The sequence below is a fragment of the Corynebacterium auris genome, assembly GCF_030408575.1.
In the GTDB taxonomy this organism is placed as follows: domain Bacteria; phylum Actinomycetota; class Actinomycetes; order Mycobacteriales; family Mycobacteriaceae; genus Corynebacterium; species Corynebacterium auris.
This window is the reverse complement of record NZ_CP047047.1, coordinates 2,168,675-2,186,786: the sequence shown is the minus strand read 5'-3', so window position 1 is coordinate 2,186,786 and position 18,112 is coordinate 2,168,675. Positions and strand designations below refer to the sequence as shown.

The 18,112-nt window shown below is 63.0% G+C and carries 18 protein-coding genes and 2 pseudogenes; 8 read left to right on the top strand and 12 right to left on the bottom strand.

Annotated features, from left to right (window positions below; genetic code table 11):
- Positions 1–23: 23 nt before the first annotated feature.
- From CAURIS_RS10400 to CAURIS_RS10375, 6 genes and pseudogenes are all read right to left on the bottom strand, one after another.
- Positions 24–1,007 (bottom strand): SMI1/KNR4 family protein, encoded by a 984-nt coding sequence (locus CAURIS_RS10400; protein ID WP_290341990.1) that lies wholly within the window; start codon positions 1,005–1,007, stop codon positions 24–26.
- 17 nt (positions 1,008–1,024) lie between these two features.
- Positions 1,025–4,753, bottom strand: a complete 3,729-nt coding sequence (locus tag CAURIS_RS10395) for an HNH endonuclease (RefSeq protein ID WP_290341989.1) — start codon at positions 4,751–4,753, stop codon at positions 1,025–1,027.
- 6 nt (positions 4,754–4,759) lie between these two features.
- The gene (locus CAURIS_RS10390) at positions 4,760–5,662 is read right to left on the bottom strand and encodes an AbfB domain-containing protein (protein ID WP_290341988.1); all 903 of its coding nucleotides are present in this window, start codon (positions 5,660–5,662) and stop codon (positions 4,760–4,762) included.
- Positions 5,663–5,744: 82 nt separating this feature from the next.
- On the bottom strand, positions 5,745–7,049 hold the full coding sequence (locus tag CAURIS_RS10385) for an LGFP repeat-containing protein (protein ID WP_290341987.1): 1,305 nt from the start codon (positions 7,047–7,049) through the stop codon (positions 5,745–5,747).
- Between the two features lie 134 nt (positions 7,050–7,183).
- Positions 7,184–7,489: a hypothetical protein gene (locus CAURIS_RS10380; protein ID WP_290341986.1), complete on the bottom strand. Its 306-nt coding sequence runs from the start codon at positions 7,487–7,489 to the stop codon at positions 7,184–7,186.
- 283 nt (positions 7,490–7,772) lie between these two features.
- Positions 7,773–8,423, bottom strand: a pseudogene (locus CAURIS_RS10375) (IS3 family transposase); the annotation flags it as partial.
- Positions 8,424–8,574: 151 nt separating this feature from the next.
- Here CAURIS_RS10375 and CAURIS_RS10370 point away from each other — a divergent pair.
- The gene (locus tag CAURIS_RS10370) at positions 8,575–8,904 is read left to right on the top strand and encodes a transposase (protein ID WP_290341985.1); all 330 of its coding nucleotides are present in this window, start codon (positions 8,575–8,577) and stop codon (positions 8,902–8,904) included.
- On the top strand, positions 8,901–9,257 hold the full coding sequence (locus tag CAURIS_RS10365) for a hypothetical protein (RefSeq protein ID WP_290341983.1): 357 nt from the start codon (positions 8,901–8,903) through the stop codon (positions 9,255–9,257). Before CAURIS_RS10370 ends, CAURIS_RS10365 begins: the two co-directional genes overlap by 4 nt.
- On the opposite strand, the gene CAURIS_RS11640 is transcribed toward CAURIS_RS10365, so the two are convergent.
- Positions 9,192–9,389 (bottom strand): integrase core domain-containing protein, encoded by a 198-nt coding sequence (locus CAURIS_RS11640; protein WP_353959263.1) that lies wholly within the window; start codon positions 9,387–9,389, stop codon positions 9,192–9,194. The genes CAURIS_RS10365 and CAURIS_RS11640 overlap by 66 nt on opposite strands.
- A 554-nt stretch (positions 9,390–9,943) precedes the next feature.
- Between CAURIS_RS11640 and CAURIS_RS10360 the strand changes: the two are divergent.
- Both CAURIS_RS10360 and CAURIS_RS10355 read left to right on the top strand, forming a co-directional pair.
- Positions 9,944–11,151, top strand: a pseudogene (locus tag CAURIS_RS10360) (IS3 family transposase).
- 58 nt (positions 11,152–11,209) lie between these two features.
- Positions 11,210–11,344, top strand: coding sequence for an ATP-binding protein (locus CAURIS_RS10355; protein WP_290341982.1), 135 nt, complete (start codon positions 11,210–11,212; stop codon positions 11,342–11,344).
- A gap of 222 nt (positions 11,345–11,566) precedes the next feature.
- Here the strand turns inward: CAURIS_RS10355 and CAURIS_RS10350 are convergent, their stop codons facing one another.
- The gene (locus CAURIS_RS10350; protein ID WP_290341981.1) at positions 11,567–12,325 is read right to left on the bottom strand and encodes a class I SAM-dependent methyltransferase; all 759 of its coding nucleotides are present in this window, start codon (positions 12,323–12,325) and stop codon (positions 11,567–11,569) included.
- A 5-nt stretch (positions 12,326–12,330) separates the two neighbouring features.
- Here CAURIS_RS10350 and CAURIS_RS10345 point away from each other — a divergent pair, with 5 nt between their 5' ends.
- Entirely contained in the window at positions 12,331–13,395 is a 1,065-nt protein-coding gene (locus CAURIS_RS10345; protein ID WP_290341980.1) for a glycosyltransferase family 4 protein, read from the top strand.
- Here the strand turns inward: CAURIS_RS10345 and CAURIS_RS10340 are convergent.
- From CAURIS_RS10340 to CAURIS_RS10325, 4 genes are all read right to left on the bottom strand, one after another.
- Entirely contained in the window at positions 13,392–13,616 is a 225-nt protein-coding gene (locus CAURIS_RS10340; RefSeq protein WP_019194784.1) for a three-helix bundle dimerization domain-containing protein, read from the bottom strand. The genes CAURIS_RS10345 and CAURIS_RS10340 overlap by 4 nt on opposite strands.
- Before the next feature lie 24 nt (positions 13,617–13,640).
- The gene (locus CAURIS_RS10335; protein ID WP_290341979.1) at positions 13,641–13,823 is read right to left on the bottom strand and encodes a hypothetical protein; all 183 of its coding nucleotides are present in this window, start codon (positions 13,821–13,823) and stop codon (positions 13,641–13,643) included.
- A 357-nt stretch (positions 13,824–14,180) separates the two neighbouring features.
- Complete coding sequence (locus CAURIS_RS10330; RefSeq protein WP_290341978.1) at positions 14,181–15,542, bottom strand: MmpA family trehalose lipid delivery protein; 1,362 nt, start codon at positions 15,540–15,542, stop codon at positions 14,181–14,183.
- Positions 15,523–16,218 (bottom strand): porin PorA family protein, encoded by a 696-nt coding sequence (locus CAURIS_RS10325; RefSeq protein ID WP_290341976.1) that lies wholly within the window; start codon positions 16,216–16,218, stop codon positions 15,523–15,525. The genes CAURIS_RS10330 and CAURIS_RS10325 overlap by 20 nt, the downstream gene beginning before the upstream one ends.
- 75 nt (positions 16,219–16,293) lie before the next feature.
- On the opposite strand from CAURIS_RS10325, the gene CAURIS_RS10320 reads away from it, so the two are divergent.
- Genes CAURIS_RS10320 through CAURIS_RS11630 form a run of 3 tightly spaced genes read left to right on the top strand, consistent with a single transcriptional unit; the run spans position 16,294 to position 18,104 of the window.
- A complete protein-coding gene (locus CAURIS_RS10320) occupies positions 16,294–17,256 on the top strand; it encodes an acyltransferase family protein (protein WP_290341975.1) in 963 nt (320 codons plus the stop codon).
- Positions 17,257–17,272: 16 nt separating this feature from the next.
- On the top strand, positions 17,273–17,878 hold the full coding sequence (locus tag CAURIS_RS11635; RefSeq protein WP_353959235.1) for an IS3 family transposase: 606 nt from the start codon (positions 17,273–17,275) through the stop codon (positions 17,876–17,878).
- Positions 17,844–18,104, top strand: coding sequence for an integrase core domain-containing protein (locus CAURIS_RS11630; RefSeq protein ID WP_353959234.1), 261 nt, complete (start codon positions 17,844–17,846; stop codon positions 18,102–18,104). Before CAURIS_RS11635 ends, CAURIS_RS11630 begins: the two co-directional genes overlap by 35 nt.
- Positions 18,105–18,112 lie beyond the last annotated feature (8 nt).

Here is an 18,112-nt window from a genome sequence, read left to right as displayed (position 1 = left end):
GACTCAGAAAAATGTAGCTATCGTTAAAAATCCGTCGCTGGCTCTATCGGTCGCAACTCGTCCAGAACTGTATCGATATAGTCACTATCGAGGACATACCCGCTTTTTGATGGCCGCAATCGTCCTTCTTCGACGCGGGTTTCCCACCACGCCGATATGGGATAGTAGGAGTACGTAGACAGCCAATTCAAGTCAGGGTTGACGAATGACTCTGAAATCAACTTGTGAAGCGAAACTGGGCTCTCTTCATTTTCCGGGTAGACGAAGGTTTGCGGATCTGGTTGAGGGGCTACGTGTTGGGCTATCCAATAAAGAACATCCAGGAAGCGTCTGGTTTCGACGGAGTTTTTGCTGATGGATACAGAGGGCGTAAGCGCGAGAGGTTCTGCTGACTTACGCAAAAGCTGTTCGATACCTGGAGTAGGTGTTTGAGAGATAGCCTCGCGTAAGGCTGGGGAGAGTTGGCCTTGGCGGACGCCAATAATGCCCGCGTCATCCGGAATATCAACACGGCCAGGCTCAATATAGGGATTAGGCCCCAATTGCGAAAGGAAGTCATCGACAGAGTCGGCTACTTGCGTCATTTGGCCTTCGGGGTCCGTATTAAAGTGCAACACGGAACCTAACGGAAATTCAGCGAGACGGTAGTTGATGACGAAGCATTGATGCATTCCATCGCTAGTGGTAGCTAGCAATAGCACCTCGTCGGGAATCTCCCATTCATCCATGAGGAAGACTCCATACTCGACCAGGTCGATGTTGTCCCCGTTGGTTGCTTTCCCGTTGCCGAAAATGACGTCGACCGCGATTTCAATCTTATCACCGCCGGACGATGCAGTTCTGCTGAGAAAATTGCGGTCGGGATTGAGTACCCCTCCACCGGTTTGTATCAACAAGTTCTTGTAGTCCACGGGCAGCACTTTTCCGAGGCCCTGCTCTATCTCGGAAATACGGGCTGGATCGGCGGGCTGGCCGGTTGAAGTGAAAAGAGAAGTATAGTTCGACATTCTGTCTCCGCTAGAGCTTAGGGCCGGTGCATTGAAAAACCGCCGGTATGTCTGACGGCTTTATGCAGCTTCGTTGGAATGAGTTGCATCCGACCCTTATCTTCGTGATGGTGCCATGTTAGCTTTTCCCGTTCCCTGTATCCTGGGGGAAGCCCTAATGCTTTGTCTGCTGCGCGGTAATCCGCATCACGATCACCCGTGATCTTGATCACTACGTCGCCTTTCCTGCCATTGTAAGTATGAACGTGCGCATTGAAGTTCGGGAATCCTCTTTCGGTAAAGCGGATTGGACCAAACTCCCAATCTTTCGGCATTCTTGCGGGGTCACCGTCGCGCCAGAAACCATCTGCAAATTCAGCGTTGATTGGGTTGCGGTTGAACGGTCCTACTTTCTGGACTGTGGATGGGATTGGGCATTGTGAAGCGGCTATTGCGTAGGGGCTTGTGGTCCCAGCAGTAGGGTGGTAGATCGCGGGGGCGTAGGTAGGCGTTCCTGCGGTGTGGGCGATGGTTCCTGTGATGCGGCAGGCGACGGGGTTGAGCGCTTCGTTGAGCGCTTTTGTGACATGTGAATTACTGAACGCGTGTTTGATGTCGCCGGCTTTGGCGATGAGCCTGCGGATGGCGGGCATGGCTTTGGCGATTTTTGCTGCCTTGCCGATGGGCAGGATTCCTACTGTCGCCCAGATGCATCCGTTTACTTGTCCGCGGAAGCATTTAAGGACGTCGCCTACCCCGATGAGGTCGAGGATGAGGTCGAGGTTTTCTTTCCCGATCGCGTTGCGGATTCTATCGAGGGCGCTTTGCGTCTCAGTGGTGATGAGTCCTTCTGCGGCTGCGGAGCGGGCTTGTTCGAGTTCGGATAGTTCGAGTTGCCATGCCGCGTTGTAGGCGTCGTTGGCGGCTTGTGATGCGGCGGCGGCATCGTGGCTGGCCGCGTTGGCGGATTGGCGTGCGGATGAGGCGGAGGCTGCGGCGTTGTTCGCTGCAGTGCGGGCAGTGGCGGCATATGCGGTGGCTTGATCGGCGTTGCTGGTTGCTTGTGCTGCGTCGGCTTCGGCAGATGCTGCGGCGGCGTGGGCTTTTTGTTGCTGTTGTTTGGCGAAGGTTAGCGCTTGTTGCGCGGAGGCGACGTGGGTTTGGGCGAGTTGCGCTGATTGTTGGGCTTGTCCTGCCCATTGCTGTGCTTGCTGTGCGTACTGGTCGGCTTGGGCTGCCGACCCCAGGGCGCGTTGGTGGGCTTGTTGTGCGTCGGCGGCTTGCTGGGAGGCGGTAAGGGCCGCGTTTTTACCGAGTTCGAGTAGCGCGTCAATATCGGCGTTGTGGGCGTCGCGCTGGTGGTCATACATCGCGCGGCGGTATTGCTCGATAGTGACGAATTCATTGAGACCTGCACGGTCGCCGGTTACTGCCGCTTCGGCGGCGATTGCGACTTCCCGGCCTCCGGATTCTGTCAGGGCGTAGGCTTCCTGCAGCTGGTCGGTGTAGCGGGCGTGGTCGTATCCGCCGCCGTGGACAAAGGTATTAAGGGCATCAAATGTGTTGGTGCGCAGTGCTTCGTCTGCGGCGGCTTGCGTGGCAGGTCCGGCGCTTTCACGCAGTTGCCAGGTTTGCGCAATAAGGCCGGGCAGGCGCATCTGGGGAAGCTCGTCGTTGATAAAGCGCGCGATTGCGGCGTCGTCCTCGTAGCCCATTTCGTCGGCGGCGGCGCGGATGTTTTCATCCGGGTCGTACAGGGCGATGTAGCTGACCTCGTTGAGGTCATCAGTAGCGACCGCGTCGGGATAGGAGTAGAAGGCGAAGTCAATGAGATCCTCGTCGGTGTTTCCTTCGAGGGCTACTTTCGCCGCTCCCGCAACAGCGGGGGATCCGACTTGGGCTGCAGCAAGCGCGAGTTGGCGGATATCGCCAAGAGATTCATCGGTGGGGGTAAAGCTGTCCTCACTGTCAGGAAGCGACTGGGTCAGCGCCTCCATGCGAGCTGTAAGTTCGCCACGGCGTTTGCGCTCTTCAGCCGCGGCGTTATCTTGGGCGTCTTGAACGTCGCGTGCTGCGAGGGCTTGATCTTTCAGGAATGCACGTTCGTCTTCAAGGCGCTGGTCGGCGCTTACGTTTGCAATCTGATGCGTTTTGACCGCGAGGTCTGTGTTGCGGCGTGCTTTATCCGCTGCATCGGCTGCGGCCTGGGCATGCTGGCCAGCAAACGTGGCGGCGTAGCGTGCATTTCCCGCTTCGCGTGCCGCAGCGTCGGCGGCGTCGGCAGCTCTGCGTGCATGGTCGGCAGCTTCGCGTGCGGCGGTTTTCGCCTCTTCAACCAGGCCCTGAATCTGGGCAACAAGGGTGTCGACCTGGTGAGCGGCGTTGCGGGCGCGGGCCGCGGCGTTGCGGGCGCGGGCTGCTCCGGCTCGGGCTTCAGCCGCGGCGGCTTCACTGACTCCTGCCGCACTGGCGGCGTTGGTTGCTGCTGTGGCGGCGGCGTCGGCGTTTGCTGCCGCTGATCCTGCGGCACGTCCAGCAGATTGGGCATAGCCTGCGGCTTGGGAGGCATAGTTATATGCTTCGGCGGATCGCTGCGCGGCTTGAGCAGCGTTGCGTGCCTGTTCAGCAGCGCGGCGCGCTGCCGCAGCGGAACCTGCATCGTATGCTGCGGCGTTAGCAGCTGAGGCTGCCGCCGCTGCGGCGGCTTGGGCGCGCGCAGAGGCGGAGGCAGCACGAGAGAGGGCATCAGCGGTTTGCCGGAGGGCTTGACGTGCCTCCTGTGAGGCGGCTACTGCCTGATCGGCGACGTGCGCTGACTGGGTGGCGAGGTTACCTGCCGCAATTGCAGCGTTTCCGGCCCTGTTTTGGGCTGCATTGGCGGCGAGCGCTTCATCGCGGGATTTTTCCGTCGCGATGCGGGCCGCTTCAGCTGCGCGTGCCGCCCGGTCAGCCTGCATCCACGCTTTGTTGTTTTCGTTTGTGGCGGTCTCAGCCTCTGTGATGGCCATTTCGACCAGCTGGGAAATGTCCATCCTTTCGGCATCTTGGGTAGCCGCGACGAACTGGCCGTAGCGCAAAAACCCCTCGATCGCGGTATCTGTTCCCACCTGCAATGCTTCCGCGGCGTTGGCCGCAACTGTCGGCAGGGGCGAGTTCGTCAGCTCGTAGACTTCACGCCGGCGGTCATGCGCGCGTGCTGTTTCCTGCCCTGTGGCCGCGAACTCGGCGAGTGCGTCCGGTGTGTTGATCCGCAGTGCTTCGTCAGCGGCTGCTTTTAGAGTGGAGCCCTCGGGGGCTTCTGCGGCTTCCCAGGCAGTTGCACGGTCATCTTGTGCTTGAGCTTGCTGCCACCCTGACTCGATGAACTCGCCCATTTCCTCTGTGGTTCCGGAAGCGAGCAGTTCATTGGCGCGGTCCTGCACCGTCGGTCCGCTCACAGATGACAGTGTGGACATGATGCTGCGCAGGTCCTGTTGCTGTGCAATCTCGCGCCCTGTATCGACGTAGTTCGACCAGTTCCGCTCGGAGCCGCTCAGGGCGTCTACTGCAGCTTCGCGTGAGGCGGGAAACGCGGAATCGAGCATGCTGACAGCAAACGAACGTGCTTCAGCTGAAGCAGTGATCTCCTCGGACAGTCGCTGTGCTTCGTCCTGGGCGATGGCATCGGCCTGGGAGGTTGAAGCAACGATCGCGGTGACCAGTGATCCTGCGAGAAAACGATGCGTCCACAGGCGGACTCGGCCGGTGCGCATATGGGATGGCAACATGGGATTCTACTTTCCTGGCCAGGCGAGAGCCTGGTCGCTAAACCACACAGTTTCGAGGCTGCGTGTGGTGCTGGTGGTGACTTTTCCTCCGGTTGCGGCAGCAAGGAGGCGGGTTTGGTTTGAGGCGTTAGCCAGATGCACCCCGGTGGGTGTCGTTGTTGCTGCACTGGCACACCAGGTCGCGGATTTTGGGGCGGGGTTGGTGGCTGTTTGCACCGCTCCTGTGGTGCTCATTGTCAGAAAGACTCCCGGGTAGGCGGCGGACTCTAAGGAGACGCATTGTGTGCCGTCGAGAGCAGGAACAACAGTAAAGGATGCATCCAGTCGGTCGTTGAACCCGCTATTGCGATCCAGTGCGCTTAAGGACACTCCTGCCCAGCTGATGCGCAGGACACGTCCGGGCGCTAGTTTTCCTGCGCTGCGCAGGGTGATGACGTTGGATTTATCGGCCGCCGGTGTCAACGTGGCGGTGGATGTGCCGGTGGAGGTTGCCACGGGGCTAACTTGCAGCTCGACGATGGTTGACCCACGGCGGTCAACGTCAACACTCTTAACCTGTCCAGGTTGGATGGTCTGTTGGAAGTAGACGGCACCGTCGGGCAGTTTGAAAGCCACGGCAACGGGGACGGTGAGGTTGTTGACCACGCCGTAGGAGCCGGTGATGTTGACCGCGACCCACCCCGTGGGTGCTACAAGCCCAAAGCAGGCGGACATGCCTTGCACGGATGACGAGTCGACGCGGATTTGTTGCGGTTGCATACCGCAGGCTTGCTGGGTTAACCCGCCGTCACCGGCGATGGTGTCGACGGTGGTTTTCGCCAGTGCCGGGGCAGCAAACGCGGCGGTGGTCATCAGGGCTGCTGCTGCGGCGACAGCAGCGTGCACCAAGCGGGGCAGGCGAGTGTGCATGATGGCAGGTGTCTTTCGTCTCGACGGGCAAAAGGGGTGGGCGGTCGGAACCGGAGGGGGCGAGATGGTTGCGTGTGCGGGGTTAGGGGGTCAGCGGGACGTAGGTGGTGGTGGATTTATCCAGCGTGGTGCGCAGTTTGCTTGCAAACGGCCCCCAGATTTGCGTGCCGATATGCTCGGAGCTAAACGGTCCTTGTACCTGGGTGGATGCTGTCGGTCCGGAGGATTCGACGATGAGGCGGATCCAGGTTTTATTCGACCCGGTGTAGCGGGTCTTGATGTCGGCGGTGTCGAAGACGAGGTTTTTCTCATCCGCCGGTGGGGCGGTGACCTCGTCGAAACGGATGGTCAGCAGGCGACCAGCTCCCTCGGGGTGGTCGGCGGCTGTTTTTAAGGTGAATCCGGTATCCGAGATACGGTCAACGGTGACTTTTCCGCGGTACCCACCGACACCGGTGAGAGTGCATACCACACCCAGGGTGATTTCTTTCGGACACCCCGTTAACGGGAAGTACTTGTCCATGTTCTGAATCAGTTCGCGGTGTGCGCCCGCGGCGTGCCAGCGAGGAAGGTCTTCTTTTGCGAAAAGGGGGTAGACCTGCCGGTAGCTGGAGTAGGCCTTGTTATCGAACTTTTCCAGGGCTACACCGGTGGGCTCAAACGCTTGGATGGAACCACCGATGAAATTCTGCTTCATCCCGCCGCCGGCAGTGTACGGATCCGACGACGGGAATCCGAGGGGGCTTTTCTCCCAGCCGGCTTTGGCCCAAAAGTCGCGAATCTTCCCGCTAACAGTGTGTACCCCGCCAGCAGGCGAGTAGTAGATCGATCCGTTCTGAAAGTGGTTGTACTTGCCTTTTCCATCCGGGGTTGTCAACTCATCGGTGGTGGGATAGCCCAACGGCCCGGTCTCCCATCCTTGCGCCGCCCATTTGTCGCGGATTCCGCCCCAGATCTGGTGTGCGTCGGTGTTCGGCGACCAGTAGATTGATCCGCCCTGGAAGTGGTTGAACCGCCCCACACCGTCAGGTGTTTTCAACTCATCGGTAGTGGGGTAGCCCAGTGCGGCGTTTTCCCACCCGAGATCGCCCCATTTGTCGCGGATGCGTCCTCCGACCTGGTGGGCGGTGCCGTTGTCGACGTTGGGGTGCCAGTAGATGGAGGCGTCGCGTTGGAAGACCTGGAAACGACCGTTCCATGCAGCCACACTCTCCGGTGTGGTGGCATCCCCGAACCTGCCCCATCCACCAAGCCGGTGGTAGGTCTCCTCAATCCTGCCGCCGATCCAGTAGCCGTGGAACACGTCTGCCGGGGCGGTGGCAACGGTCAATGTGCACGCTGTAATAGCTGCGGTGGCCGCAGCGACAAGTTTTGTACCGAGCTTCATAGACTACCGCCTTGTGTGCAGTGAATTGCAAGGCTTTATTAAGTAAGCCTTCGGCCAATCACCATACTAAAGCAAAGCGAATGATTTTGCTCGGCGAGGAAAGTATTTTTCCGTGCGGGGGTAGTCTTCTACGGCTAGAGGTCGGGTTGTGCCGACATGGAAAGAACGTGTGAGCGGTTGAGTGGATCCCAGACCATGTAGCCCAGATCGGCGAGTTCGGCGAGAGCGTTTATGGTGGTGTGCTTGCTGGTTTTGCTCGCGATATCGAGCTCTGTAAGGATGAGGCCCCGGTAGCCCCAGGTGTCGGGGTCAGTGATGCGGATCAGTCTCGATGAGAAATCATCCAGGGCTTCCATCCATGTCACCGAGGGGTCTTCTCGTTGCATCTGGCGGGCTTTCTCTTCGTACTCCCAGGCGGAAAAGGGGAGGAACTCATCCATGCTCATATGCGTGATGTCTGTGATGGTGGCGGGGAAGGGGGAGTCGTCGGTGAATGCGGCGGGGTAGATGAATCCTTGTTTAGTGGTTTTGCGCGCTTCCCTTCCAGCTGCGCGTCGTTGTCGGCTGTGGGGGGCCCGACCCCTGGAAAGTGGACACAGGGAATTGAACTTATGCGGTCAGGGTGAGTTTACCGCAGGTGCGGTTTTCGTACTCGATGGGCGAGAGATAATCGCACCATGAGTGGGGGTGTCCCCCGAGTAGTGGACACGGCGTTGGTGTCAGTTAGGCAACGAGGCCTACGGTAGCAGTCGTCGTCGCGGTCTCGAAGGCAGGGGGCGAGCGGTAGTCCAGGGCTGAGTGGCGCCGGCGAGTGTTGTAGCGGGTGACTCACCGGAAGACCTCGTGACGGCACACCTCGGCAGAGTCCCACCCACGAGCACCTTGGAGAGTTTCTCGCTTGAGGGAGGCGTTGAACGACTTGGCCATCGCATTATCCGCACTCGAGCTGATCCGGCCCATCGACTGGCGGTCTCCTAGCCGCCGACAGGTGGTCTGGAAGGCTGAGGAGGTGTATTGCCGTCCGTGGTCGGAGTGGAATACGGCCCCGGCCAACGAGCCCCGCGCCCGGGCCGCGTTTTCCAGGGCGTCTTCGACGAGACTGGTGCGCATGTGGTCGGCGATCGACCAGCCGACCAGACGCCGGGAGCACACGTCGATGACGGTGGCCAGATAGAGGAATTGGCCCTGCCCGCAGGGCAGGTAGGTGATGTCGCCGACGTAGACCTGATTCGGTGCCTCAGCCCGGAACTTGCGTTTGAGGAAGTCGTCGACAACGCGTGCGCCCTGGTCCTTGACCGTGGTCTTCTTCGGTTTACGTAGGTTCACACCGACGATGTTGTGGGTGCGCATCAGCCGTTCCACGTGCTTGTGGTTGGTTCGCCCCGGGTTTAATGGAGGGTAGGAATTTGAGGGTGTCAGGTGTTTTGTGTGTGAGGCTCTGATCCAGAAGGAGTTTCGGGCCTGACCCCCGTTTAGTGGACACGCTGGAACTGGTCCGGACTGGACCGGAGAAAGCTGAGACACTATGCCGAAAAACACTTACTCCGATGAATTCAAAGCCGACGCGGTCGGGCTCTACGAGACCACCGAGGGAGCCTCGTATTCCTCGATCTCGGAAGACCTCGGGATCGCCCGCGGCACGCTGAAGACCTGGGTCCACAAGGCCCGTCGGGACCGAGGGCAGATTCCCTCGACGTCCCCCGCTGGTGCCGACCAGGGGCTGGACCCCGAGGATGAGCTGGTCCGCCTGCGGTCAGAGGTCCAACGCCTGAAAGCCGAAACAGTGAAGCTGACGACCGAGCGCGACATTCTGCGCAAGGCGGCCAAATATTTCGCGGGAGAGACGACCTGGTGAGCCGCTTCCAGTTCGTTGACGACCACCACACCACCCACGGGGTGAAGCGGTTGTGCCAGGTACTCGGCCTGAGCCGGTCGAGCTTCTACAGATGGCGGGCCGGATACGACGCCCGCGCCGCCCGCCGAGACGCCGACAAAGCGCTGGTTAAGCGCATGCGCGAGTATCACCGGGAATTCGACGGCACCATCGGAGTCAGGAGAATGACCATCGAACTCAATGAGAAAGCAGATCAGCCGATCAACCTGTCAAGCCCCGAGTTTTGTAGAGGGTCCTATTGTTGTCGACTAGGCCGCTTGGGCTTTCGCGGCGGTGTATTCCTGATGGGCCTGGCGGGGTGGGCGGTACCCTAGCGCCGAGTGCAAGCGGCGGTTGTTGTACCAGCCGACCCATGTCGAGGTCGCGACGAGAACGTCTCGCAGCCCCGGCCAGGCCCTTCGGTCGATGAGTTCAGCTTTGAATACGGAGTTCAGCGCTTGTGCCATTGCGTTGTCGTATGAGTCTCCCCGCGAGCCAACCGAGGCGATAACCTGCGACTGGGCCAAGGTCTCTCCGTAGACGACCGACCTGTACTGCACGCCCCTGTCTGAGTGATGGATCAGACCGGAGACGTTGTCACCGGCGCGCAGGCGCGCTGACAAGGCCATGTCGAGTGCGTCTTTAGCCAGTGATGTGCGCATGTGGTTGGTGATGGGCCAGCCAACAATCTCGCCGGGTGTACGCGTCGAGGACGAACGAGGCGTACACCCACCCGACACGCGTGGGGATGTATGTGATGTCCGCAACCCACAGTCGGTTCGGCGCATCGACACAAAAGTCGCGCTCGACCAAGTCGACTGGGCAGTTATCGGGGGCAGCGCTCACGGGTGGAAGGGCTTTTTCTTCCGGCGCCGGATACCACGGATGCTGTCGAGTGCCATGAGGCGCTAGGCGGTGCACCGGGCGACGTGACCGAAGTCGCCTCGGCGATGGACCTGACCCCCTGTTGGTGGACATAGGCTAGCCCCGGTTGATAGCCGGAGGAAGGTAGTCTCTGTTCATGCCTCGTAAGTCCTACTCTGAGGAGTTCAAGCGCGACGCGGTCGCGATGTATGAAGACACAGACGGTGTGTCTCTTGACTCGGTTGCTCATGATCTCGGTGTTAACCGTGGCAGTCTCGCTGCCTGGGTCAAGCGCTACGGCACGGGCAAAAAAGCCCGCGCGATTGATGCCGCAGCTCGAGCCCGAAAAGCATCGGATTCAGAGCGGATCCGACAGCTCGAGAAGCACAACCGGCTTCTTCAACAACAGCGAGATATCCTTCGCAAGGCGGCGCAGTATTGTGCGAAAGAGATGGGCTTGTGATCCGCTTCACGTTCATCTGGGACCATCGCACCGAGTTTTCGCTCACACGGATGTGCGACGTGCTGAAGGTGCAGCGATCTTCCTATTACAAGTGGAAAAAGACGCAGGCCGCGCGCCGTCAGCAGGGTTGTTGACGATGCTGTTCTTGGTGCTCGTATCCGCACTGTGTTCACCGACGAACACGGACTCTACGGAGCCAAGCGCATCGCCGCGGTGTTGAACGATTCTGATTCGGGGGCGCATGAGGTGGTCAATCACAAACGCGTTGCACGCATCATGAAGGCCATGGGCATCCAGGGGTTTGACGAAGAAACGTCGCGTGCGCACCACCGTGGCAGATGCTGGCCGCAGTGTCTTTTGCGGATCTTGTTCGCAGGCAGTTTCATGCCCCGGCGCCGAATCGCGTGCTTGTCGGCGACATTACCTACCTGCCGGTATCCGGTGGCGGCACTATGTATCTTGCCACCGTGATCGATTGTTATTCCCGCAGGCTGGTGGGATTTTCTATTGCTTGCCACATGCGCGTCGATCTGGTTATCGATGCGTTGGACTCAGCGCGGCGCGCCCGGGGCAGTCTGAAAGGAGCGATTTTTCATTCAGATCACGGCAGTGTCTATACCTCGAAGGCATTTCGCTCACGATGCACGATGCTAGGGGTGACCCAATCGATGGGGGCGGTGGGAACAAGCGCAGACAACGCGCTGGCGGAGTCGTTCAACGCGACAGTAAAACGCGAGGTGCTGCACAACCGGACATGCTTCGACTCGATGCTGCACGCCAGACGGGACGTCTTCGCGTGGTGTGTGCGCTACAACCAGAAGCGCAGACACTCATGGTGCGATTATCTCTCGCCCATCGAGTACGAAAACCGCACCTGCGGTAAACTCACCCTGACCGCATAAGTTCAATTCCCTGTGCCCACTTCCCAGGGGTCGGGCCCAACCCCGCGGATCCACCATCGTGACATCCCAGTTCACACCCGACGAGTGGTACAAATCCATCCCGGATGCCGTCATCGCCGAATCCATCCTCAACCGACTCGTCGCCGGCGCCGAAATCATCACACTCGAAGGCACCAACATGCGACTGGCCTAATAACCCCACCGAAACCCCAAAACGCCCGGGTGTTACTCGATACTCACCCGGGCGTTACTCGATACTCACCACACCGTTACTAAACACGTGGTCCTAACATTCGGCTGGATACCTACACCCCTACCGGAGGCCCCCTTCATTCACACCGTTCACAACCTCTCAGGGAAGTGCAAAGGGAATGTCCTTGTCTGGGTGAAATAAGCGGTTCCGAAAACCGGCGTTTTACCTTGCGCGCAGCACCACCACGAGGTTGGACACTGCGAACTCGCGCAGCAGCGGGACGCGCGTGAGCCACCACGCCCACCGGGGGTGGTAGCGGGGAAAGGCGAACACGAACTCGCCTGTCCCCGCTGTCTGCATCTCGCGGGCCCAGTTGAGGCCGGCGGCGGCGGAGACGTCGAAAAGCGAGGTGCCCCACACGTTTTTCGGCTCGCGGCCGTGCTTTCTCACGTAGCGGCGCCGGGCGAACTCGCCGCCGACGTAGTGCTCCCACAGTCCGGTCTCGTGGCCGCCGAAGGGGCCGAGCCACACGGTGTAGGACAGCACGACCAGCCCGCCGGGGCGGCACACGCGCAGCATCTCTGCACCCATGTCGCGCCAGTTGGGGATGTGCTCGGCCACGTTGGAGGAGTAGACGAGGTCGAAGGAGGCGTCGGCAAAGGGCAGGGCGGCGCCGTCGCCGCGTACCGCGCCGTAGCCGGTGAGCCCGGCCGCGCTCATCTCGGAGACGCTGGGCTCCAGGCCGACGTAGAAGGAGTCGGCGAAGGCGTCGGCGAAGTAGCCGGGTCCGCCGCCGACGTCGAGCACGCGTACGCCGCGGACGGGCGTGCCGGCGAGGTCGGTGGAGAGGGCGTCGAGAAGCTGGCGCGTATCGCGCGCGAGGCCGGAGTAGAAGATGCTCGGGCGCACCTGCTCGTAGGGGAAGGACCGCAGAAGCCGAAGGGAACGGCGGAGCGTGGCCAGGCGGCGGGTACGGTACATAACCTATGAAGATACTTCTCCTATGCTGGCGCGATACCACCCACCCGCAGGGCGGCGGTTCGGAGCGCTACCTCGAACGCGTGGGGGAATACCTCGCCGGGCGGGGCCACGAGGTGGTCTACCGCACGGCGAAGCACACGGACGCGCCGCGGCGCTCGACGCGTGGCGGGGTGCGCTACGAGCGCGCGGGCGGGAAGTACGGGGTGTACCTGCTGGCGCCGCTGTCGGTGTGGAGGCACCGCCCGGACGTCATCGTGGACACCCAAAATGGCATTCCTTTCTTCGCGCGTGCGTACTCGCGGGCGCGGTCGGTGCTGCTGACTCACCACTGCCACAAGGAGCAGTGGCCGGTCGCAGGCCCGTTCATCGGGCGCTTCGGGTGGCTGTTGGAGTCCGTGGTGGCCCCGTGGGTCTATCGCGGGGCGCAGTACGTGACGGTGTCGGAGGCGTCGAAGGCGGACCTGGTGGCCCTCGGCGTCGCCCCCAGCGACATCGCGATTGTGGAAAACGGGGCCGACCCGGTGCCCGAGGGGGTGCCCTCGCTTGTCGACGACGGCCTCGTCCACGTCCTCACCCTCTCGCGCCTGGTGCCGCACAAGCGCCTCGAACACGCCATCGACGCGGTCGCGGAACTCGACGGGGTGGTGCTCGACATCGTGGGGTCCGGCTGGTGGGAGGATAAGCTGCGCGCCTACGCCGAGCCCTACGGCGACAAGGTGGTGTTCCACGGGCACGTCAACGAGGCGCACAAGCACGCCCTGCTCGAGCGGGCGGAGCTGCACCTCATGCCCAGCGCGAAGGAGGGCTGGGGGATCGCGGTGACGGAGGCGGCGCAGCACGGGGTGCCCACCGTGGGCTACTACGACGCAGGCGGCCTGCGGGACTCCGTCGTCGACGGGGCCACAGGCCGCCTGGCGCGCAATCGCGCTGAGTTTATCGAGGTCACGAGGGCGTTGCTTGACGACGCCCCCGCACGCGCCCGCCTCGGCGCTGCCGCGCGCGCCTGCGCCGCGCGTTACTCCTGGGAGGAGTCGGGGCGCAAGTTCGCGCAGCTGCTCGCGGGTGGTTAGAGCGCGCCGCTGCGCAGGCGGTCGAGCATCTCGGCCTCGACGAGTACGGGCAGGAAGTTGTCCACCGTTGCCTTTTCGCGGTGCGAGGCAAGGACGGAGTCGAAGTTGTCGCTGATCTGGTTCTCCGCGTAGCGGTCAGACCAGGTGGAGATGAGGTCCTCGCGAATGTTGCGCAGGGCCTTCTCGCGGATGATGCTGAAGTCGATGGTCTTCTTGGTCATGGTGTTTCCCTCCTTGGGGAATTGTTAGAGAGAGCCGAAGCGCATCCGGCCGAGCATTTCGGCCTCGATGAACAGCGGCATGAAATCGACGTCGGCGTTGTCTTTGCTGTGGGCGTTCTCGTAGGTCTCGCGGACCCGGTTCCCGCGGTGGCGGTTGGTGCTCAGGGCCTCGCGGATGGTGTTGAGGTTGATGTTCTTCTTGGCCATGGTTTTTCCTCCTGGGGGTTAGTTCGAGTCGGGGTTGCAAGTGGTGATCGCGACCTTCGCCGCGGAGCGCCTATCGACGGCTTCCTGGCGCAGCGGCCGGATCAGTGCGTGGCTCATGTCGTGCATCACCCTTCCTGCTCGAATCGCGGTCACGTCAGCACGTAACCTTTCGTTCAACTGCGGTTAACTTTATAACCCGGTTTTTACCCATGCAAGGCCGCGGCCGCCGAACGGCGAAAAATTGTGGGGAAATGCCCACTTATCGCCCTGTTTGCGCTGGTAGGAAGGCATATAACCAGTTTATAACAATGGGTGAAATCCAATGAACGGACGTCCAGGAGTGAGGTTAACTAAAGGTTAACGGCGGGTCATTCCCCACAAGCCCATCGCCACCCACGCCACCAGCAGCGCCACTCCCAGCGGGGGCAGGCCGCGCGCCGGCGCCCCCGTCTCCGTCGCGCTCCCGTCCGGGTGCACCACCAGGCCAATGCCCAGCCGGCGCAGCGCTGCCGGGTCGTCGACCTGCGCTGCGGCGCGGCGCCACCGCGGCGAGGCCTCGTCCACAACCACGCCGTCGACGACGAGCTCGCCCGGCTCCACCACGTTCATCACCTTGGGCGCCGGGTCGACCGCCGGGACGCCGTCCGAGCGCAGCACGAGCGCCGGCCGGTCCACGAAGAAGACGTCGCGGCCCCGGTCGTCGACGGCGGGGGCCGCCACGTCGCTGACCGGCCGCAGCGCGGAGACGGCCACGGCGGCGTCCGGGACCTGCAGCAGCGCCAGCGCCAGGGCCGCCGGGGCGGCGCGCAGCGGCACGGCGCCGGCGGCGCAGACGAACGCGGGCAGCGCGAGGATGAGCCACTTTTGGGCGTCGCGAAGCAACCCGCCCCCGGGAAGGGAGGTTACGGCCCAGGTCAGCGCGCCGCCCCACGACAGCAGCGCGACGCCAAAGCCCACGGCAGCGAGGAGCAGCAGGCGCGCCGGGACCCCGCGCCAGCCGAAGGCAAGCACGACAAAGAGAACGATGCCGAACACCGCGAAGCCGGCCTCCCGGGAGGCCGGCACCGCCGCCGCGTTCCAGATCCCGCCCAGCCCAGCGAGCGAGCCCAGGGTGCCCGCCGCCTCCTCCGCGCGCGGGGCGAAGACCTCCACCGACGCGGCCGAGGACGTCCCGCCGCCCGCGAGGACAGCCGGGACCACCCACGGCAGGCACAGCGCCGCGGAAAACACGGCGGTGCCGACGCTGCGCGAGGCCGCGAGCGAGGCGAGCGCCCCGGTGGGTGTGAGCGACGCCAGCCAGCGCCACCCCCACGCCGGAGCGAGAGCGATCCAGGGCATGAGCCACGCCGCCACGGCCAGCGACCACTGCCCCTGCAGCAGGCGCTCCACGACGAAGGGATTCCACACCGCCACCGTCATCGCGGCCGCCTTTCCCCACGCGGAGTCCGCCGCGCGCCACCCGGCCCAGGCTGCGCATCCGGCCGCCGCCACCGCCATGACCCGCACGATGAGCACGGGAAAGGGCAGCGCGCCGAGCAGCGCATCCTGCGGGACGTTGCGCGCGGGCAGGTCGCCTAACCCCAGCGCCGCGCGCGTGAGCGCCATGTCCGGTAGCACCATCATGTCGCGCAACGCGAAAGACTCGCCCGGGAGGAAGAAGGGCCACGTCACGGCGAGGACGAGGACAACGCCCCAGGCCCTAGCGGCGCGCAACGGCAACCGCCAGCCACGCGAGGGTGAGCACCGCGACGGCGCGCGTGACCCACCCCAGCACCTCGAGTGCGCGCAGCACGAGCACGTCGCCGCGCGCCGTATCGATGGCCCCCCGGCGCGTCTGTTCCGAGAGGCGGAAAAACCCCTCGGCGGGCCCGCCGGAGGCGGTCCACGTCTCGTCGAGCACGCGCCCGGTCCGCCGCTCCAGGTCAAAGATCCGCTCCGCCCGGTAATCCCCCTGCGCCACCTCGGCCCGGTACTTGTAGGTCTCCAACCCGGCCACGTTGCCGGGCCCGAGGTAATCGAGCGGCACGGCGCGCTCGGCGAAGGGGTCCGAGTACGGGTAGCTGCGCTTTTCCGGCGCGAAGGGGAAGGCGTAGGTCAGGCCCTGCCGGTCGTCGACGGGTAGGGCGGTATCGGCGCGGGCGGTGTAGGAGTCGCGGTGCTCGGTGTCGTCGATAAGCAGGCGTGCCTCGATGTTCACCTCGTCGCGCGCCGCGCCCCGCGAGAAGCTGGCCTCCACCGAGTAGGGCACGGGCCCGTCGTAGGTGGCTGCGAACGTTGCCGGGCGCGGCAGGGTGCGCTGCACGGCGACAATTGCGGGGGTGAGCAGGTTCAAGGCCAGGCAGGCGAGGAGGATGGCCGCGGCGATGCGCAGGCGTCTGACTCCTACAATGAACACATCAGAAACAATAACCTACTGCCCGAACTCGAGGGCCTGCGCGCCGTCGCCGCCCTCGGGGTCCTGACCACGCACGTGGCCTTCCAGACCGCCACCGAATCGCGCATCCTCGAACGCTTCGACTACTTCGTCGCGGTGTTTTTCGCGCTTTCGGCGTTCCTCCTCGCGCGCGGCGGGCACCGGCCCGGCTACTACCAGCGCCGCCTCGCGCGCCTCGCCCCCGCCTACGTGGTCTGCGTCGTCGTGGTCGCGCTCACCTTGCCCGAGCTGACGAACCTGAGCGTGCCCACCTTCCTGGCCAACCTCTTCCTCGTGCAGATCTACGTGCCCGACGCTCTCATCGCGGGCCTGACGCAGATGTGGTCGCTGTGCGTCGAAGTGGCCTTCTACCTCGTCCTTCCGGCGTACCTCGCCCTCGGCACGCGCGGGCGCTGGGCCGCGCTCGCGGTGGCGGTGCCGCTCTCCTTCGCCTGGCCGTGGCTCATCGACTCCGTGGACTGGGTCAACATGCAAATCTGGCCGCCGTCCTACGTTTCGTGGTTCGCGGTGGGCCTCGCCGCCGCCGAACTCGAGCGCGCCGGGGTGCGCTGGCGGTGGCCGCGCTGGCCCGTCGTCCTCCTTTTCCTGCCCATCGCCTGGCTCGGTGGGGTCGCCGGCCCCCCTGGCCTCGAGCACCCCACCCCCGCGGAGTTCAACCTCCGCATCCTCCTCGGCGCCTGCTTCGCCGCCGTCCTCGTCGTGCCCTTCGCCCTCGGGCCGCGTGACGACGCCCCCCTGGCCTCACCCCTCATGACCCGCCTCGGCCGCTGGTCCTACTCCATCTTCCTCTGGCACGTGGCCGTCCTCTCTTTCGCGTTCCCCGTCCTCGGCGTGCCGCTTTTCAGCGGGTACTTCCTCCCGGTGCTCGCGTTCACCGCAGCGTTCAGTATCGCGGTGGCCTACGTCTCCTACGAGTGGATCGAAGTGCCGGGAGCGCGGTGGCTGCGCCGCGCACTCGCGACGGGCACGCCGCGCGGCCAAGAGACAGTGGGGCGGTAGGGCGCCGGGGTATGCATTGCATACCCCGGGCCTGAATCATCTCGATCTATCCGCGACCGACAACTACTCCTGCTATGGAGCGCGCAAACTTTGGGCTGAGATCAATCGCCAAGGTGACTTCGGTCACGTCGCCCGGTGCACCGTCGAGCGCCTCATGGCACTCGACAGCATCCGGGGTATCCGGCGCAGGAAGAAAAAGCCCTCCACCCGCAGCGCTGCCCCCGATAACTGCCCAGTCGACTTGGTCGAGCGCGACTTTGTGTCGATGCGCCGAACCGACTGTGGGTCGCGGACATCACATACACCCCCACGCGTGTCGGATGGGTATACGCCTCGTTCGTCCTCGACGCGTACACCCGGCGAGATTGTTGGCTGGCCCATCACCAACCACATGCGCACATCACTGGCTAAAGATGCACTCGAGATGGCCTTGTCAGCGCGCCTGCGCGCCGGTGACAACGTCTCCGGTCTGATCCATCACTTTAGACAGGGGCGTGCAGTACAGGTCGGTCGTCTACGGAGAGACCTTGGCCCAGTCGCAGGTTATCGCCTCGGTTGGCTCGCGGGGAGACTCCTACGACAATGCAATGGCACAAGCGCTGAACTCAGTGTTCAAAGCTGAACTCATCGACCGTAGGACCTGGCCGGGGCTGCGAGATGTTCTCGTCGCGACGTCGACATGGGTCGGCTGGTACAACAACCGTCGTGTGCACTCGGCGCTGGGGTACCGCCCACCCCGCCAGGCCCATCAGGAACACACCGCCGCGAAAACCCCAAGCGGCCTAACCAACAACAATAGGACCCCCTACACAACCCAGGGCTTGACATGTACTGGATGCGAGTGTTGATTCGATCC

Coding starts and splice junctions, on each gene's coding strand:
- CAURIS_RS10400 (WP_290341990.1), bottom strand. CDS start 1,007: ATGTCGAACTATACTTCTCTTTTCACTTCAACCGGCCAGCCCGCCGAT.
- CAURIS_RS10395 (WP_290341989.1), bottom strand. CDS start 4,753: ATGTTGCCATCCCATATGCGCACCGGCCGAGTCCGCCTGTGGACGCAT.
- CAURIS_RS10390 (WP_290341988.1), bottom strand. CDS start 5,662: ATGCACACTCGCCTGCCCCGCTTGGTGCACGCTGCTGTCGCCGCAGCA.
- CAURIS_RS10385 (WP_290341987.1), bottom strand. CDS start 7,049: ATGAAGCTCGGTACAAAACTTGTCGCTGCGGCCACCGCAGCTATTACA.
- CAURIS_RS10380 (WP_290341986.1), bottom strand. CDS start 7,489: ATGGATGAGTTCCTCCCCTTTTCCGCCTGGGAGTACGAAGAGAAAGCC.
- CAURIS_RS10370 (WP_290341985.1), top strand. CDS start 8,575: ATGCCGAAAAACACTTACTCCGATGAATTCAAAGCCGACGCGGTCGGG.
- CAURIS_RS11640 (WP_353959263.1), bottom strand. CDS start 9,389: ATGGCACAAGCGCTGAACTCCGTATTCAAAGCTGAACTCATCGACCGA.
- CAURIS_RS10350 (WP_290341981.1), bottom strand. CDS start 12,325: ATGTACCGTACCCGCCGCCTGGCCACGCTCCGCCGTTCCCTTCGGCTT.
- CAURIS_RS10345 (WP_290341980.1), top strand. CDS start 12,331: ATGAAGATACTTCTCCTATGCTGGCGCGATACCACCCACCCGCAGGGC.
- CAURIS_RS10340 (WP_019194784.1), bottom strand. CDS start 13,616: ATGACCAAGAAGACCATCGACTTCAGCATCATCCGCGAGAAGGCCCTG.
- CAURIS_RS10335 (WP_290341979.1), bottom strand. CDS start 13,823: ATGGCCAAGAAGAACATCAACCTCAACACCATCCGCGAGGCCCTGAGC.
- CAURIS_RS11630 (WP_353959234.1), top strand. CDS start 17,844: ATGGCACAAGCGCTGAACTCAGTGTTCAAAGCTGAACTCATCGACCGT.